Source organism: Rhizobium sp. 007, assembly GCF_015353075.1.
Taxonomy (GTDB): Bacteria; Pseudomonadota; Alphaproteobacteria; order Rhizobiales; family Rhizobiaceae; genus Rhizobium.
This window is the reverse complement of record NZ_CP064187.1, coordinates 2,334,297-2,349,847: the sequence shown is the minus strand read 5'-3', so window position 1 is coordinate 2,349,847 and position 15,551 is coordinate 2,334,297. Positions and strand designations below refer to the sequence as shown.

Sequence of the window (15,551 nt, the reverse complement as noted above, 5' to 3'; positions counted from 1 at the left end):
TGCTTTTCATTCGCCAAAATGCCTTTCACCCGATCAGCACAAATCGATCCACGTCCACCATGCCCCGGTCCGAAATCTTCAGGTGCGGGATCACGGGCAGGGGCAGGAAGGCGAGCTGAAGGAACGGCTCTTCCAGCGTTGCGCCGAGCGCGTAGGCTGCCTTGCGGAGATGGTGGAGAGTGTCGCGGACCTTTTCGTAAGGCTCGAGGCTCATCAGGCCGGCGACGGGGAGGGCGATTTCGCCGGTCACCTTGCCGTCCTCGACGACCACGAAGCCGCCTTTGATTTCGCCGAGGCGGTTGGCCGCGCACGCCATGTCCTCCTCGCTGACGCCGACGACACAGATGTTGTGGCTGTCATGGCCGACGGTGGAGGCGATCGCTCCTTTCTTTAGGCCAAAGCCCTGGACGAAGCCGTTGGCGTGGTTGCCGTTCTTGCCGTGACGCTCGATGACGGCGACCTTGATGATGTCGTTTTCTAGGTCGATGCCCGTCTGGTTTCCCTTTGCCGGAAGGCGGTGCCGTCGAAATTCGGTGATGATCTTGCCGGGGGTGACGCCGATGACCGGCGTCTCGCCTTCGGTGGCCGGGACGCCGAAATGAGCGGCGTTGACGGGTCGCGCCTTCACGCTGTCGAGACCCACTGGCGCAACCGGTTTGCGGGTGGCGAAGAGTTCATCGCTGACGCGGCGGCCGGCAGAAAAGACGATCTCGGCTTTGCAGCGCTCCAGGCTATCGATGACGGCGAGATCGGCGCGCCAGCCAGGCGCGATGAGGCCGCGATCCATCAATCCGAAGGCGCGGGCGGCGGAGATCGAGGCGGCGCGGTAGATCGCAAGCGGCTCGACACCGCTCGCGATCGCGGTGCGGATCATGTAGTCGAGATGGCCCTGCTCGGCGATGTCGAGCGGATTGCGGTCGTCGGTGCAAAGCGCGAGATAGGGCGATAGACGCTCGGTGATGATCGGCATCAAGGCCTTCAGGTCCTTCGAGACCGAACCTTCGCGGACGAGGATCTGCATGCCCTTGCTGATCTTTTCGAGGGCCTCTGCTGCGGTCGTGCATTCATGCTCGGTGCGGATTCCGGCCGCGAGGTAGCCGTTGAGGTTTATCCCGCGCAACAATGGCGCGTGGCCGTCGATATGGCTGCCCTGGAACGCTTCGAGCTTTTCCATGCAGACCGGGTCCTTGTGGATCACGCCTGGGAAATTCATGAATTCCGCAAGGCCGATGACCTTGGGATGATCGCGGAAGGGCAGGAGCCTCTCGATCGGCAGATCCGCCCCGGATGTCTCAAGATGTGTGGCGGGCACGCAGGAGGAGAGCTGGACGCGGATATCCATGATCGTTTCGAGCGCCGAATCGAGGAAGAACTGGATACCGTCGGTGCCGAGCACATTGGCGATCTCGTGCGGATCGCAGATGGCGGTGGTGACGCCATAGGGCAGAACGCAGCGGTCGAATTCATGCGGCGTGACGAGCGAGGATTCGATGTGGAGATGCGTGTCGATGAAACCTGGAACGACGATCTTGCCGGAGATGACGATCTCGGTTTCTCCCTCATATGTGCCGCAGGTCCCGACGATGCGATCGCTGCCGATGGCGATGTCGGATTCGACCAGCTCGCCGGTCACGAGATCGAAGAAACGTCCGCCTTTCAAAACGATATCGGCCGGCAGGCGGCCTGTGCCCTGGTCGATGAGGCGTTCGAGCTTGGTGGTCATGGGCATCCTCGTCTCTGGCTATCCGTCCGTTATAACTGAAGTGCCGGACAAAGCGCTATAAGCGAGACTGCTCCCACAAATGAAAACCGGGCGCCGATTAGACGCCCGGTCAATGGGACACAACTGTCAGGCCTTATTCGGCGGCGACGATCTTGCCGCCTTCCCACTTGTAGAGCGCAAAACTCTGCGAGGTGAGATCGCCGGTTTCGCCATAGGTGAGCTTGCCGATCGCGGTTGCGATCGGTTCGCCGCTCTTGAGGGCGGCGGCAACAGCTTCGGAGTCTTCGGCGCTGCCAGCCTTCTCAATGCCGGCCTTGAGGACTTCGACGGCCGCGTAAGCATTCAGCGTGAAGGCTTCGGCCGGGATGTTCTTGGCGGCAAGCGCGTCGGAGGCTGCCTTGGAGTCAGCGCTCTTCGTCGCATCGGATGCGTTGGTGAAGACGGTGCCTGCAGCAGCTTCCGTGCCGATATTCCAGAATTCGCTATTCGAGAGGCCGTCACCGCCGATGATCGTTGCCTTGACGGAAAGGTCGGCGAGCTGACGGGCAAGCAGGCCGCCTTCCGGGTGGTAGCCGCCGAAGTAGATCACGTCGACATTTTCGGCTTTGAGACGGGTGGTGAGCGCGCTGAAATCCTTGTCGCCGGGAGTGATCGCATCATTGATGACCTCGGTGACACCGCCGGCATTGAGCGTTGCCTTAAAGGCGTCGGCAAGGCCCTTGCCATAGGCGCCCTTGTCGTTGACGATGGCGACGCGCTTGTCCTTGAAGTTCTTGAGCACGTATTTGCCGGCGACTTCGGCCTGCTGGTCGTCGCGGCCGCAGGTGCGCAGCACGTTGGTGAGGCCGCGCTTGGTGAGGTCCGGTGCTGTCGCCGTCGGGGTCACCATCAGGATGCCATTTTCGGCAAGCACGTCGGAAGCGGGGATGGCGACGCCGGAGGTGACGGGACCGACGACGAAGCGGATGCCTTCGCCGACGAGCTGGTTTGCGGCGGAAACGCCCTGCTTCGGCTCGCCCGCGTCGTCGGCAGTCTTCAGGACTACCTTTTGGCCGAGGATGCCGCCTTTCTTGTTGATCTCGTCAACGGCGGTCTGCGCGCCGTTCTTTACCTGGTCGCCATAGGCGGCAACGGGTCCGGTCAGCGGTGCGATCAGGCCGATGGTGATGTCGGCATAGGCAAATGGCGCAAAGGCCAGCGATGCGACAAGGGTCGCGCCAGTCAAAGTCTTCAGACTCATTTTCGTTCTCCTTGGGTGGGGCTTCTGGCCCGCGATGACTGCCGCGACAACGAAACCCGTCCGTTCAACACCCCAAAGGGATGCGCCAAAAGACGACGGCTACGGTGCGGTCAACGCGCCTTCCGGCCACTTTTGGCTTCGGAAGGCACAGATCAATTTTCTATGAATTTTGCTGCGATTACGCAAGGAGATAACAAAGCGAGGCCCGTCTTCGGCAAATCCGGAATGGAACAGGCGTCGATCGCGATTTTTTTAAGTTTTCACGACCTATCTCGTTGGAAGGGCTCTTTGCAGGAAGGCGACGATCATATCGGCAACTTGTCGATGAATGGCGTTTCGATCGGCGCCCTGACCATCCTTGCAGACGATGCTTTCGCCCGGAGCTTCCTCCTCAATCAGCGCTGCCGCTCCCGGTTTGCAAGGCTGCATGAAACTGAAATGCAGGGAGCCGGGGACGAGAGCATAGGAGGTCGTGGCAGAAGGCAGATACTGAGCCAAATAGGCAGAGTCCTTGTTGGTGGCGGCGATATCCGCTTTGGCGGCGGTCTCCTTGTCGACATCCTCGGCCGCTCCGAACACGAGCGCTGGCACGCGGACGGACGCGAGGCTTTGCGGCGTAAGGCCGCGTCCGGGGCCGAGGTCAAGCGTGACGACCGCGCGGATCCGTCGGTCGCTGAGATCGGCACCCATCGCTAAAGTGGAGGCCGCGTCCCGCCCGACACCCAACGCCTTGAATATCTTGCAATAGAGAGAGCCGAACTGTGTCACGCAATTCTTCACTACATCTTTGGCATCGAAGCGACTGCCGGCAAGTTCGATGACCGTCCATCCGCCGAGCGAATGACCGATGGCAGCGATGCGATCGCTCGCAATGCCGCCGGTCAGCTCCCGACGGGAAAGCAACGCGTCGATAACGCGGCTGAGATCGCGCGGGCGCTTCCAGAGAAATACGGCTTCAGGTGGCCGCATATCGAAGGCGGTAGTGCCGGGGTGGTCGGGTGCTGCGACGACATAGCCTTTGTGGACAAGTTCGCTCGCGAGCCAGGCGAGGTTGCGCCAACTGCCGCCATAGCCGTGTGAAAGAAGCACCAGCGGGTGAGGGCCGGTCCCGGCTTCGGCATCCTTGACGACAGGCTGGCCCCTGAAGGCGGGCGTTTCGCCGAGCAGCACCGGCTCCCGGTCGGTATCCGTGGGATACCAGATGCTGACATGCATGGGGCGGCCCTGTTTGTCCGGCAAGGTCATCTCGCGGAACCCGACCGCGGCGAATGCCGACTGGGCGGAGAATGAGACGAGCAAGGCGATAAAAAGCATGAACTTGAGCATGGAAACCTCCGGCTGGAAATGAACTCGTCTTTCCTGCCGGGAATGTGTGCGGGCGGCGACCCGCAACGCGATCGAGGTCGCCGCCTTCGAGAAAATCTCCGCCTCTCATGGATGTGGTTCCATGGAGCGAATGCCTGAAACCAACGACGGCAGCTCTACCGTCAATAGCCGACACCGCCGTATTAACTCGGCGGGACGGCGACTAAGACGCTTGCGCCGGTCTCAAATGTTGTTTTGCAAAATGCCGCGCAGCTTGCCGAAGAGCTCGTCGATGTGCCTCTTTTCGATGATGAGCGGCGGGGAAAGGGCGATGATGTCGCCTGTGGTGCGGATCAGCACGCCGTTCTCATAGGCCCTCAGGAAGGCGGTGAAGGCGCGTTTGGTCGGTTCGCCGGCGATCGGGTCGAGTTCGATCGCGCCGATCAGACCGGTGTTGCGAATGTCGATGACGTTCGGGCAGTCCTTCAGCGAGTGAAGGGCGTCGGCCCAGTAATCCGAGAGTTCGCCAGCGCGGGTGAGCAGGCCTTCTTCCTTGTAGGTGTCGAGGGTGGCAAGCGCGGCGGCGGCGGCGATCGGGTTGCCTGAATAGGTGTAGCCGTGGAAGAACTCGATCATGTGCTCCGGGCCGTTCATGAAGGCGTCATGAATCTCGGAGGTGACGAAGACGGCGCCCATCGGGATGACGCCGTTGGTGAGGCCCTTGGCCGTGGTGATGATATCGGGCTTCACATCATAGTACTGCGCGGCAAAGGGGGCGCCGAGGCGGCCGAAGCCGGTGATGACTTCGTCGAAGATCAAAAGGATGCCGTGCTTGGTGCAGATTTCGCGGAGCTTCTGCAGGTAGCCCTTCGGAGGAATCAGAACGCCCGTGGAACCTGCGACCGGCTCGACGATGACGGCGGCGATCGTGGAGGCGTCATGCAGCGTGACGATGCGCTCCAGCTCGGTTGCGATGTCGCCGCCATGTTCCGGCTCGCCGCGGGTGAAGGTGTTCTTGCCCGGCTGATGCGTATGTGGCATGTGGTCGACGCCGGTCAGAAGCGTGCCGAACATCTTGCGGTTGGAGACGATGCCGCCGACCGAGATGCCGCCGAAATTGACGCCGTGATAGCCGCGTTCGCGGCCGATCAGGCGGAAGCGGGAGCCGTTGCCCTTCACCCGATGGTAGGCCAGCGCCACCTTGAGCGCCGTCTCCACCGACTCCGATCCGGAATTGGTGTAGAGGACGTGGTCCATGCCTTCCGGCGCGATATCGACGAGGCGGTTCGCAAGCTCGAAGGCCTTCGGATGGCCGAGCTGAAAGGCTGGGGCATAATCGAGCTCGCCGGCCTGCTCGCGGATCGCTTCGGTGATCTTCGGCCGGCAGTGGCCGGCATTCACGCACCAGAGACCGGCGGTGCCGTCAAGCACCTGACGGCCGTCATGGGTCGTGTAATACATGTCCTTGGCGCCGACGAACATGCGCGGCTCCTTCTTGAATTGCCGGTTTGCCGTAAAGGGCATCCAGAAGGCGCGAAGATCGTTCGGTGCGTTGAGGCGATTGGACATGCTGTTCTCCTGGCCGTCGCGGGGCCGTCCCCGGGGCTTTGCGCCCATATTTTTACTGTCCGGTCAAATTATCAGCGCTTCTTGGGGCGTCAAGCCATGGACGCCACCATCGATGGCGCGTTCCGGCCATTGGCGTATGGAATGTCGCAGCTTTCCCGCAAATAACAAAACCGGCAAATCGAGAGATTTGCCGGCCAAAGTTATATTATCGTGCTGAAATACTGCTCACCATGCCATTCCGGAAACATCCCTTTGGCGGCACGGCTTTTTAGCAAACATTATGTCTGCGTCTATGCTGCAGATCTGCTGCGGCCCTGGACTGCATAAATGTCCTCGAGCGTTGCCAGGATCTTCATCACCGGCTCCGAATTGCTCGAGTAATAAATGGTCTGCGCGTCACGGCGGGTCTTTACCAGCTTCTGGGCCCGCAGCTTTGACAGATGCTGCGAAAGCGCGGACTGGCTGAGGCCAACCTGGGTCGCAAGGACGCCGACAGGAACCTCGCCTTTGACGAGACTGCAGAGGATCAGGAGGCGCTTGGGGTTCGCCATCGCTGATAAAAGGGCGGCCGCCACGTTAGAGTGGTCTGAAAGGTTAGTGGTTTCCATATTTCCAATCTTCCTAAGCGAACTATGTATCCGTATAGGCACAGGGCGTTAGACGGGGTTGGCGGACGTTCAAAACGTAGCAACTGGTCCGGAAGATTGTATATACCTAAATTTCACGTAGCGAGTATGCTATTTTAGATATGTGTGACTTAATGTCCGTCGCATTCTCGATGGGTGACTCAAATTCGCAACGGTTGAGCAAATCACCGGAAATAGCGTCGAACCCTGCGCAATCCACTCCACATATGCGCCATCCCGCATCCCCCGGCGCCTTAAAAAGCTTCGCAAGCGCTTCGGACAGGTCGGCATGCTCCTCTACTAAATCTCGCACTGTCTGCGCTGCCTGCGCGGCAACGGCCTCGTTCGCGGGCGAGAGAATCATGAGGTCGGTACCTTCCAGAAGATAGGCGCGGCCGAAGCCGCCATTGAGGCTTGCCGACTGCGGAACGAGACGGAAGAAGCGGAAGTCCGGGAAGTCGATATAGAGCTTCGCCTTCGCATGCCGGTCGAGGAAACGGGTGCGGATGCGCTGGTGAACGGCGTTTCCGTGCTCGACCGGTTCGGCAATGCATCGGATGGTGAGCCGCGGATGCGCAAGGGGATCGCCGCTGCCGGGTTCGCCAGTCAAGAGGGACGCGCGCGGGTCGGCCTCCAGCGCCTTAGTATGCGTCGACAGCGCCGAAACGAGGATGACAGGCACGCCGTCGATATCCGTGCCGAGCAGAACGCGGCTCGCAAACGGAAAGCCGGTCGCGGGGTCGAGCACGGCAAGAGCACCATAGCGGGCGGAACGCAAAAGAACGCGCGCGAGCTTGCGCGCTTCTTCGTCCGTTTCCCTGAGTACGGAAGCCTGATCTTTCATGTCCACTTTCTTGACGGAAGCAGACCGCGGGATCAAGCCTGTTCTTTGCGCCGGTGCTGGGTCAGGCCGGTAACGACATCCTGAGCCGAAATCGTGCCGATGATGGCGCCGTTCTCGACGACCCCGATGCTGCCTGGCTGGCGGGCGAGCGCGTCGAGAATATCGACGAGCGGCGTTTGGGCGCGCGCCGTGGCGCTGACGCTCGCCCCCGCCGCATGGCCAAGGCCCGGTTGCATCACATCCTGCGCCGTCAGCATGCTGATCGGATTCATGTGCTGGACGAAATCGGCGACATACTGATCGGCAGGGTTTTTGACGATATCCTGCGGCGTGCCGCACTGGATGATGCGCCCGCCCTCCATGATGGCGATGCGGTTGCCGATGCGGAAGGCCTCGTCGAGATCGTGGCTGACGAAGAGGATCGTCTTCTTCAAGCGCCGCTGGAATTCGAGAAGCTCGTCCTGAAGGCGGGTGCGGATCAGCGGGTCGAGCGCGGAGAACGGCTCGTCCATGAGCAGGATCGGCGCGCCGGTCGCAAAGGCGCGGGCGAGGCCGACACGCTGCTGCATGCCGCCGGAGAGCTCGTTGACCTTGCGGTCCGCCCACTTCGTCAGGTTGACGAGTTCAAGCTGCTCCTCGACCCGTTTCTTGCGCTCGGCGTCCGGCATGCCGGCAAGTTCGAGGCCGAAGCCGACATTCTCCGCAACCGTCCGCCAGGGCAGCAATGCGAACTGCTGAAACACCATGGAGACGGTGTGCATCCGCAGATCGCGCAGCGCCTTCGGGCTGCATGCATAGGGATCTACCGGGCCAGTTGCCGAGGAAACTGAAACCTTGCCGCGCACGACGGGAGCGAGGCCGTTGACGGCGCGCAGCAGCGTCGATTTGCCTGAGCCGGAAAGGCCCATAAGCACGAGGATTTCGCCTTCCTCGATCGTGAGCGAGGCATCGGCGACGCCGAGAACGAGACCGGTTGCGGCGCCGATCTCGTCGCGGGTCTTTCCCTGATCGACGAGAGAGAGGGCCGTTTGCGGCTTGTCGCCGAAGATGATGCTGACATTGTCGAAGCGGACCGAGGTCATGCGCCGTCTCCTTCGCCTGCCGTGCGGAACATGCGGTCGAGAATGATCGCCAAGATGACGATACAGAGACCGGCCTGGAAGCCCATGGAGACATTCACCGTGTTCAGTGCGCGAACGACGGGCTTTCCAAGGCCATCGGCGCCGACGAGCGCAGCGATGACCACCATCGATAGCGACAGCATGATCGTCTGCGTGAGGCCGGCCATGATCTGCGGCATCGCGAAGGGCAGCTCGACCTTGCGCAGCACCTGCGTCGGGGTTGCGCCAAAGGACTCGGCTGCCTCGACGAGGGAGGGCGGTGTCGAGATGATGCCGAGGCGGGTCAGACGGATTGGTGCAGGGATGGCAAAGATCACGGTTGCGATCAGGCCTGGCACCATGCCGAGGCCGAAGAGTATGAGTGCGGGGATCAGGTAGACGAATGTCGGGATCGTCTGCATCAGATCGAGCACGGGACGCATGATGGAGAAGACCCAGGCGCGTCTTGCCCCGGCAATGCCGAGCGGAATGCCAATCGCCATGCTGACGAATGTGGAGGCGAGAACGAGCGCCAGCGTTTCTGTCGTCTCCTTCCAGTAGCCCTGGTTCATGATCAGCAGCAAACCGAGCAAGGTGAAGACCGCAACGCCGATCGAGCGACGGAGCCAATAGGCAATCGCCGTGATGGCGAGGAGCACGATCAGCGGATGTGGCGCCTGCAGGATGAAGAGCAATGCGCCGATCACGTGCGAGAGAGCGAAGGCTAGCCTGTCGAAAAACCATTCGCCGCTCGACGTCAGCCAGTCGACGGTGGATTTGGCGACGGGGCCAATAGGGATTTTGTAATCGGTGATCCAGTTCAAGGAGCGCGCCTATCCGAAAGAGCAGAGATCAGGATGAAACAAAAAGGGGCGGCGCGTGGGCCGCCCCGTTCATCAGATTCAGAGGCCGAGGCCGGACTTGACGGCCGCGGCGGCGTCCTTGCCGTCCTTGGTCGTGACGCCGGCGAGCCATGGCTCGACTGCCGTCGGATTTGCCTTCAGCCATTCGGTTGCCGCGACCTGCGGATCCTCACCATCATTGAGGATCTTGCCCATGATCTGGTTTTCCATCTCCAAGCTAAACTTCAAGTTGGACACGAACTTGCCGACGTTCGGGCATTCGGTGACGTAGCCTGCGCGGGTGTTGGTGTAGACCGTCGCGCCGCCGAAGTTGGGGCCGAAGGTGGTGTCGCCACCCGTCAGGTAGGTCATCTTGAAGTTCTCGTTCATCGGATGAGGTGCCCAACCGAGGAATACGACCGGCTTACCGTCCTTTTCGGCGCGGGCAACCTGCGCCAGCATACCCTGTTCGGAGGACTCGACGACTTCAAGTCCGCCCATTCCCATCTCGTTCTTCTCGATCAGGGTCATGACAAGGCGGTTGCCGTCGTTGCCCGGTTCGATCCCGTAGATCTTGCCGTCAAGGGCGTCCTTGTGCTTGCCGATGTCGCTGAAGTCCTTGATGCCCAGTTCGGCGCCCTTGGCGTTGGTGGCAAGCGTGTACTTGGCACCTTCGAGATTGGCTCCGATGGATTCAACCGACTTGTCGTCGAGATAAGGTTGGACGTCCTTCTGTTGTGCCGGCATCCAGTTGCCGAGGAACACATCGATGTCCTTGTTCTTCAGCGACTGATAGGTGACCGGTACGGAGAGGACCTTGACGTCCGGCTCGTAGCCGAGGCTCTCCAGAACGACCGCAGCGGCGGCGGTGGTTGCGGTAATGTCCGTCCAGCCTACGTCCGAGAAACGGACGGTCGAGCAACTTTCGGGTTCTGCGGCAAATGATGCGGTTGCGATGGAAAGTGCGGCAACTGCAGTGGCGGTGGTCAGTTTGAATGCGCTTGTTGTTTTCATTTTAGACTCCCAGTCTTTGGTTCCCAAGCCAAGCATCAATAGCGGACATTTACAAGCGACCTCAGTGTGTTTGCGCCGCATTGGCTACCCCGAATGCGACGTGTCGCATTTTTCATGACACGGCCGGTTTCCCGGGCATTTTACGATTTTTGCCTCCGGATTTCCTGTGATTATCGATTCTGCGGTCTTTTCTTTGCCGATTCGAGCTTTCAAGAAGCAAAATGCGGAGAAAACGATGGCAAAACTCTATTTCAACTACTCTACCATGAACGCCGGCAAATCGACCATGCTGCTGCAGGCGTCCTATAATTACCAGGAACGCGGCATGCGCACCGTGCTTTTGATCGCGGCCTTCGACGAGCGCACCGGCAAGGGTATCATCGGTTCGCGCATCGGGCTGGAAGCGAGCGCGATCGCTTTCGAGGGGCATACCGATCTTTTCGGGCTCATCAAGGAATTGAGCGGCGAGGGCGGCCCGATCGCGTGCATCTTCGTCGACGAAGCGAATTTCATGACGCGCGAGCATGTCTGGCAACTCGCCCGCGTGGTAGATCGGCTGAACATACCGGTCATGGTCTACGGGCTTCGCACCGACTTCCAGGGCAAGCTGTTTCCAGCTTCCGAGGAACTGCTGGCGATTGCAGACGAGATGCGCGAGGTGCGCACCATCTGCCATTGCGGCCGCAAGGCGACAATGGTCGTGCGGCTCGGTGCTGACGGCGAGGTTGCGCGCGAGGGCGCGCAGATCGAAGTCGGCGGCAACGAGAAATATGTATCGCTCTGCCGCAGGCATTGGGACGATGCAATGAACGGCGAATGGCGCGCCGAGGCGGTTTGAGCTTCGGCCTCCGAGCGGCTAGGCTAGGCTCGGAGATTCTCTGGAGAAGCCGGTGCGCAAAGCTCCCTCGTTCGACAGTCTATTTGAAGCAGCCGATGCGCTTGTCTCAACCCTGCGCGCCGACGCAGCCGCGTGCGCTGCCTTCATCGAGGACTTTGCGCGCAACGGAGCGCAATCTGACGACGAGGCGTTTCTGGCGCAGCGCGATCGGTTCCAGGCTTTTGCCACAGCGCGCCTGGAGTTCGATGGGCTGCTTGGCGAAATGGTGGCCGGCCTCGACCGCATGACGGCGGAGGTTTCGGCGGATCTGGACAGTTTCCGCGGCCTGACCGCGCGCGAGAAGCTGACCGGCTGGTTTTCGAGGCAGCGCATGTGGCACCTCCACAGTCAGCGCGTGCGCGCGGCCCCCGTGATCGAGCGGCTGCTCGACCTGCTGTCGAAATCGAACATTATTGCGGGATTGGTCGGCAGCCACCGCGAATTCGCGCTTGCCTGCCACAAGGCGGCTGAGCGCGGCGTTGTCACGATTGTCGGGCAGCGCCGGCTCCTTGTCGATGCCATCGATATTGCGCGGCTGCGCATGAAGGAGCTGAACGCAAAAGCACTGACGACGCAGGGGCGTATCGGCCTTTACGGCGGCAAGACCGAATGGGAGCGAATGGAGGAGGAGCGGCGCGCGCTCAAGGCGCAGGCCGACAAGATCGCCGAAGAAGAGCAGACGATGCGCCACGAAAGCCAGCGCCGCGAACGCTTCATTACAATGTTCCAGGCGTTTGTCGACGGGTTGAACAGCCAGATCGGTCTTTGCAACGCCTTGGCCCGCAAGCTTTCGATCGATACGGAAGAGCGACTGATCATCTATCAGGCGCAGGTGGATGCCGACGCACCGGGTTCGAAACGGAAGATAACGCAGGAGCTGTTTCCGCATATCGCCGGGCCGATCTCGCTCTTCGAAAAAGGCATGCTGGTTCCGCAGGAAATCGGACTGCGCAAGGCGGCAGCAGATGCGGCCTTCGCCCGGAAGTTTGCGGCTTTTGCCGAAAGCCACGACGCGGCCGATGCCCCGATCATCGACCTGACGCAAAAGCCTTCGAGGTTCAGACTGCGCTTCCTGCGCTCTTGATGACGTCTTAAAGGCAATAATCGCGATCCCTGTCCTTTCTGGCCCGCGCGATCCGTTAAAAATCTCTCCTTCATGTTGTGCTCGATCGAGCAAACACATATGTGAAAGCAGAAATTTCTGACGTTCTGCTAGGAGAAGGGCATGCTCGACCGGATCGCCGGTTTCTTCAGGCTGATCGGCCGCACGATCGCCCGCTGGTTCAGCCTCCTTGCCGCCTGGGCGTTCTGGCCCTTCCTTGCCGCTCATGGCTGGTACCAGCGCCGGACGTGGATGATCCGAATTCCCATCATTGCGCTCGCGGCGCTGCTTGCCGTCCTTTACGCGTATTTCTTCTGGCAGACGCAGGTCTGGTCGAATTTCAATCCGTCCTTCGTCGACCAGTACCGTCTTTCGGAGCGCAAGGTTCCGGCCGGCCAGGAACTGCCGGTTGCCGGCGGTGCAGCACCTGCGGCCAAGACCTGCCAGCGTTCTGCGATCGTCGATGTCGCTGCCGATCTGACCGACTTCAACGTCAACCAGAACGCATGGATATCGTCCATGCTGCTCTACCGGCTCGGGCTTTTCGGCATCGACTGGGATCATACGCCGTTCCTCGACAACAAGGCGTCCTTCCAGCGCGGAGTCAATCAGGCGGCGAGGCGGACATCGGCCGAGCTTGTCGATACGCTCGGGCGCGTGCGCGGCACCTCCGGCATCAACAACGATCTTCAGAACGCCCGCGGCAATCTGCAATTCGACGAATACAGCTGGTATTTCGGGCTCAATCCGTTCGGGCCGAAGACGCCGACGCCGAGCTACTATCGTTCGGCCATCGGCAGCCTGCGCAAGTTCAATACCGACCTTGCCAGCTGCAACGCTGTTTTTGACGGCCGTGCGGACAACCTCATCCAGTTCATCGACCGCATTGCCAACGATCTCGGCGGCACGTCCGACATGCTGGCGGAGCGCTCGGAAAATCACAATCGCGGCTGGTTCGACACGCGTGCTGATGACCGTTTCTGGTTCGCCTACGGGCAGCTCTATGCCTATTACGCCATCCTTTCGGCAGCACAGTCGGACTTTTCGCAGGTGGTGGCCGAGCGCAATCTTGGCGCCATCTGGAGCGGCACGACAAAGCAGTTTCAAGCGGCCCTGCGCATCCAGCCGGCGATCATTTCTAATGGCCGCGAGGACGGCTGGATCATGCCGAGCCATCTGGCGACAATGGGCTTCTACATCCTACGGGTCCGGTCTAACCTCGTGGAGATGCGTTCCGTCCTCGACCGCTGATCGTCAGGACCGAGGCGAATTGTCTTCGATCTCCGCAATGCGAAGCGGTTCGACGAATTCGTAGGTGAGGCCGACGATCTCGTGGCCGCACAAATGCCTGATCAATCTCGCCATCTTGTAGCCGCCGTGCCGGTTATCGACCCTGTAGCATGGTGAAATCCAACCTTGTGCAGACTCTCGTGCTTGAAGGTCTGCGCGATCAGGATGCGGTCCTCTTCATGGAGCCGTGAAAGCAAGTCGACAAGATTTTCGGCACCGGGCGTGTATGGCAGGTCGAAGATGGCATGGACGTCTTCAGTGCCAAAGAAATGCGCTGTCTCGATGTCCATGCGCCAGTAACCGAAGGGCGGGGGGCGCAAACAAGTCGAACGCTTTCAGCATCGCTGATGCCGATATGGTCGCCCGACGCTCTTTCTTGTGGAGTCCCGGCTGATCGAATCGAAGAGGCGCGTTCCCTCCTATGTGAGGTTTACGCGCTGGTTCTCTTATCGTTTCTCAGGTGATGAGCTTTAATCGGATAGCCTTTGCAACCAACTGTGTGCGGTTCACGCAATCAAGTTTTTTGATGGCGTTCGTCATGTAGGCGTTCACGGTATGATCGGAGAGGGCGAGGATCTGGCCGATTTCCACGGAGGTCTTGCCCTGGGCGGTCCAGCGAACGACTTCGAGCTCGCGGGCGGAAAGCGCGTGATAGGTGCTGTCTTCGTTGCGCTTGACCGCACTGTAGGCGTCGAAGGCGTGAAGCACGATCGCCGTGAGTTCGTTCATCTCGCTCTGGCTGAGCGGTGCGCGGTCGCCTGCGAACCAGAAAACCAGCCGTTTGCCGTCTGCCCCATTGACCGGCAAAACGACGCTGACCGGCATTTTGTGCTGGAGCATCAGGCTGCGAAGTTCGCAACGAAACATCTCAGAGGTTGGGGGGTCAGAGAGATTCCATTTTTGCGGGGCGACGGACTCTCCGAGCACTGTCGAAAAAGGAAAAGCGCGCAATGTATGAGCGCGGTCGAATTCTCTGAGATACGTGCCCGTCAGCGAGGTTTCGATTACTAGCGGTTTGAGAAAAAGGTCTTCCGCGGACGGCTTATTCATCAGCGTATAATGGGCAAATCCAAAAGCATCTGCAATCCTGTGCAAGGCCTGGACAAAAAGAGCGCGCGTTCGCGCCGATGCCAATTCTGCCGATAAAAGTGACTGCCTTTCGGAGGTAGTCATGTAAGACATAATGCGCCCCGCCTTGCCTTCATGTTTAAGCTATCAAATACGCTAATTGCCGGTCACGCTAGCCCTAATTGACTTGGGATACGCTGATTAAATCATACTGTTAAAAATTAACCACACTGCCACGCTCTCTGGTTGTGTTTAATATTATACAGGTAGCAGTCCGGCCGACTTTACTTCTTCTATTACTGCATCAGTGCGGGTTTCCGCACGCCGGCAGCGGCAGAATCACTTCGGAAAGAAATTGCCGGTGGGTCTCCATGCCCAGCGGCGCGTGCCTTGACGTAAACGAAGCCGCCTTTGACCATGTGGCACTCCATGACGTCGTCTGAATGTTTCACGGCGTCCGAGAAGGCATCGAAACGTCGCGCGTCAAGGGGCGGCCCCGACTATCTGCAACTTCGCGCTCGAACAGGTGCTCTCTGTCAACGCGGCGGCAGTAGGAAGCAACGCAAGGTTGAAAAACACCATGTCATCGGGAATGCCAAGCGAGCCGACCGTGTCCCCCCTTGCCGGTGCCGAGCGCCTTGTCCCATCACGTGTCGCCCTGGCGCCTTGGTAATAACAAGCCTTCTGTTCCATCCCCTCGGCATCTGATGGCGCCAGCGCTTTATGCAGCTTAACGACATTGGTCGGGCTCGGCACGCCGATTTCCGTGGCGTCCGGTGTGTTCCAGGTGCCGTCGCAGCAAGATGACGAGATTCACGATTCTTTCCCGTTTTCCTTGGGAGAAAGCGTCTGCACTTTAACGCAAATTTCAAAGAATAACGCTCTCGAAAGTTGGGTCCATGAGTGACGTACGATTGTGGTGGAGGCAATGAAAAAGCGGCGTCCGGGGTC

At 60.0% G+C, this 15,551-nt stretch carries 13 protein-coding genes and 1 pseudogene; 3 read left to right on the top strand and 11 right to left on the bottom strand.

What is annotated here, in order from left to right; translation table 11 throughout:
* Positions 1–25: 25 nt before the first annotated feature.
* The 9 genes from ade to ISN39_RS11785 all read right to left on the bottom strand — a co-directional run bounded on the left by ade (position 26) and on the right by ISN39_RS11785 (position 10,263).
* Complete coding sequence (ade, locus tag ISN39_RS11825; protein WP_194727617.1) at positions 26–1,723, bottom strand: adenine deaminase; 1,698 nt, start codon at positions 1,721–1,723, stop codon at positions 26–28.
* A gap of 133 nt (positions 1,724–1,856) precedes the next feature.
* Positions 1,857–2,963, bottom strand: a complete 1,107-nt coding sequence (locus ISN39_RS11820) for a branched-chain amino acid ABC transporter substrate-binding protein (protein WP_092585054.1) — start codon at positions 2,961–2,963, stop codon at positions 1,857–1,859.
* A gap of 267 nt (positions 2,964–3,230) precedes the next feature.
* Positions 3,231–4,289 carry an alpha/beta fold hydrolase gene (locus ISN39_RS11815; protein WP_194727616.1) on the bottom strand — a complete coding sequence of 353 codons (1,059 nt, stop codon included), beginning with the start codon at positions 4,287–4,289 and terminating at the stop codon, positions 3,231–3,233.
* A gap of 222 nt (positions 4,290–4,511) precedes the next feature.
* Positions 4,512–5,837, bottom strand: coding sequence for an aspartate aminotransferase family protein (locus ISN39_RS11810; protein WP_194727615.1), 1,326 nt, complete (start codon positions 5,835–5,837; stop codon positions 4,512–4,514).
* Between the two features lie 290 nt (positions 5,838–6,127).
* On the bottom strand, positions 6,128–6,445 hold the full coding sequence (locus ISN39_RS11805; RefSeq protein WP_074069088.1) for a metalloregulator ArsR/SmtB family transcription factor: 318 nt from the start codon (positions 6,443–6,445) through the stop codon (positions 6,128–6,130).
* A gap of 106 nt (positions 6,446–6,551) precedes the next feature.
* Positions 6,552–7,307 carry a pyridoxamine 5'-phosphate oxidase family protein gene (locus ISN39_RS11800; protein ID WP_194727614.1) on the bottom strand — a complete coding sequence of 252 codons (756 nt, stop codon included), beginning with the start codon at positions 7,305–7,307 and terminating at the stop codon, positions 6,552–6,554.
* Between the two features lie 32 nt (positions 7,308–7,339).
* Positions 7,340–8,389: a choline ABC transporter ATP-binding protein gene (gene choV, locus ISN39_RS11795; RefSeq protein ID WP_074069087.1), complete on the bottom strand. Its 1,050-nt coding sequence runs from the start codon at positions 8,387–8,389 to the stop codon at positions 7,340–7,342.
* Complete coding sequence (choW, locus tag ISN39_RS11790) at positions 8,386–9,231, bottom strand: choline ABC transporter permease subunit (RefSeq protein ID WP_022714157.1); 846 nt, start codon at positions 9,229–9,231, stop codon at positions 8,386–8,388. The genes choV and choW overlap by 4 nt, the downstream gene beginning before the upstream one ends.
* A 78-nt stretch (positions 9,232–9,309) precedes the next feature.
* Positions 9,310–10,263 carry a choline ABC transporter substrate-binding protein gene (locus tag ISN39_RS11785; protein WP_194727613.1) on the bottom strand — a complete coding sequence of 318 codons (954 nt, stop codon included), beginning with the start codon at positions 10,261–10,263 and terminating at the stop codon, positions 9,310–9,312.
* Between the two features lie 235 nt (positions 10,264–10,498).
* On the opposite strand from ISN39_RS11785, the gene ISN39_RS11780 reads away from it, so the two are divergent.
* The 3 genes from ISN39_RS11780 to ISN39_RS11770 all read left to right on the top strand — a co-directional run bounded on the left by ISN39_RS11780 (position 10,499) and on the right by ISN39_RS11770 (position 13,493).
* Positions 10,499–11,101: a thymidine kinase gene (locus tag ISN39_RS11780; protein WP_074069085.1), complete on the top strand. Its 603-nt coding sequence runs from the start codon at positions 10,499–10,501 to the stop codon at positions 11,099–11,101.
* A gap of 52 nt (positions 11,102–11,153) precedes the next feature.
* Positions 11,154–12,224 (top strand): hypothetical protein, encoded by a 1,071-nt coding sequence (locus tag ISN39_RS11775; RefSeq protein WP_194727612.1) that lies wholly within the window; start codon positions 11,154–11,156, stop codon positions 12,222–12,224.
* Between the two features lie 141 nt (positions 12,225–12,365).
* Positions 12,366–13,493, top strand: a complete 1,128-nt coding sequence (locus ISN39_RS11770; RefSeq protein WP_074069083.1) for a DUF2333 family protein — start codon at positions 12,366–12,368, stop codon at positions 13,491–13,493.
* 3 nt (positions 13,494–13,496) lie between these two features.
* On the opposite strand, the pseudogene ISN39_RS11765 reads toward ISN39_RS11770, so the two are convergent.
* Positions 13,497–13,955: pseudogene (locus ISN39_RS11765) on the bottom strand (diguanylate cyclase).
* A 33-nt stretch (positions 13,956–13,988) separates the two neighbouring features.
* Entirely contained in the window at positions 13,989–14,714 is a 726-nt protein-coding gene (locus ISN39_RS11760) for a LuxR C-terminal-related transcriptional regulator (RefSeq protein ID WP_194727611.1), read from the bottom strand.
* Positions 14,715–15,551 lie beyond the last annotated feature (837 nt).

Bases quoted from the DNA above. Each gene is read 5' to 3' on its own strand.
- ade (WP_194727617.1), bottom strand. From the start codon at position 1,723: ATGACCACCAAGCTCGAACGCCTCATCGACCAGGGCACAGGCCGCCTG.
- ISN39_RS11820 (WP_092585054.1), bottom strand. From the start codon at position 2,963: ATGAGTCTGAAGACTTTGACTGGCGCGACCCTTGTCGCATCGCTGGCC.
- ISN39_RS11815 (WP_194727616.1), bottom strand. From the start codon at position 4,289: ATGCTCAAGTTCATGCTTTTTATCGCCTTGCTCGTCTCATTCTCCGCC.
- ISN39_RS11810 (WP_194727615.1), bottom strand. From the start codon at position 5,837: ATGTCCAATCGCCTCAACGCACCGAACGATCTTCGCGCCTTCTGGATG.
- ISN39_RS11805 (WP_074069088.1), bottom strand. From the start codon at position 6,445: ATGGAAACCACTAACCTTTCAGACCACTCTAACGTGGCGGCCGCCCTT.
- ISN39_RS11800 (WP_194727614.1), bottom strand. From the start codon at position 7,307: ATGAAAGATCAGGCTTCCGTACTCAGGGAAACGGACGAAGAAGCGCGC.
- choV (WP_074069087.1), bottom strand. From the start codon at position 8,389: ATGACCTCGGTCCGCTTCGACAATGTCAGCATCATCTTCGGCGACAAG.
- ISN39_RS11785 (WP_194727613.1), bottom strand. From the start codon at position 10,263: ATGAAAACAACAAGCGCATTCAAACTGACCACCGCCACTGCAGTTGCC.
- ISN39_RS11780 (WP_074069085.1), top strand. From the start codon at position 10,499: ATGGCAAAACTCTATTTCAACTACTCTACCATGAACGCCGGCAAATCG.
- ISN39_RS11770 (WP_074069083.1), top strand. From the start codon at position 12,366: ATGCTCGACCGGATCGCCGGTTTCTTCAGGCTGATCGGCCGCACGATC.
- ISN39_RS11760 (WP_194727611.1), bottom strand. From the start codon at position 14,714: ATGTCTTACATGACTACCTCCGAAAGGCAGTCACTTTTATCGGCAGAA.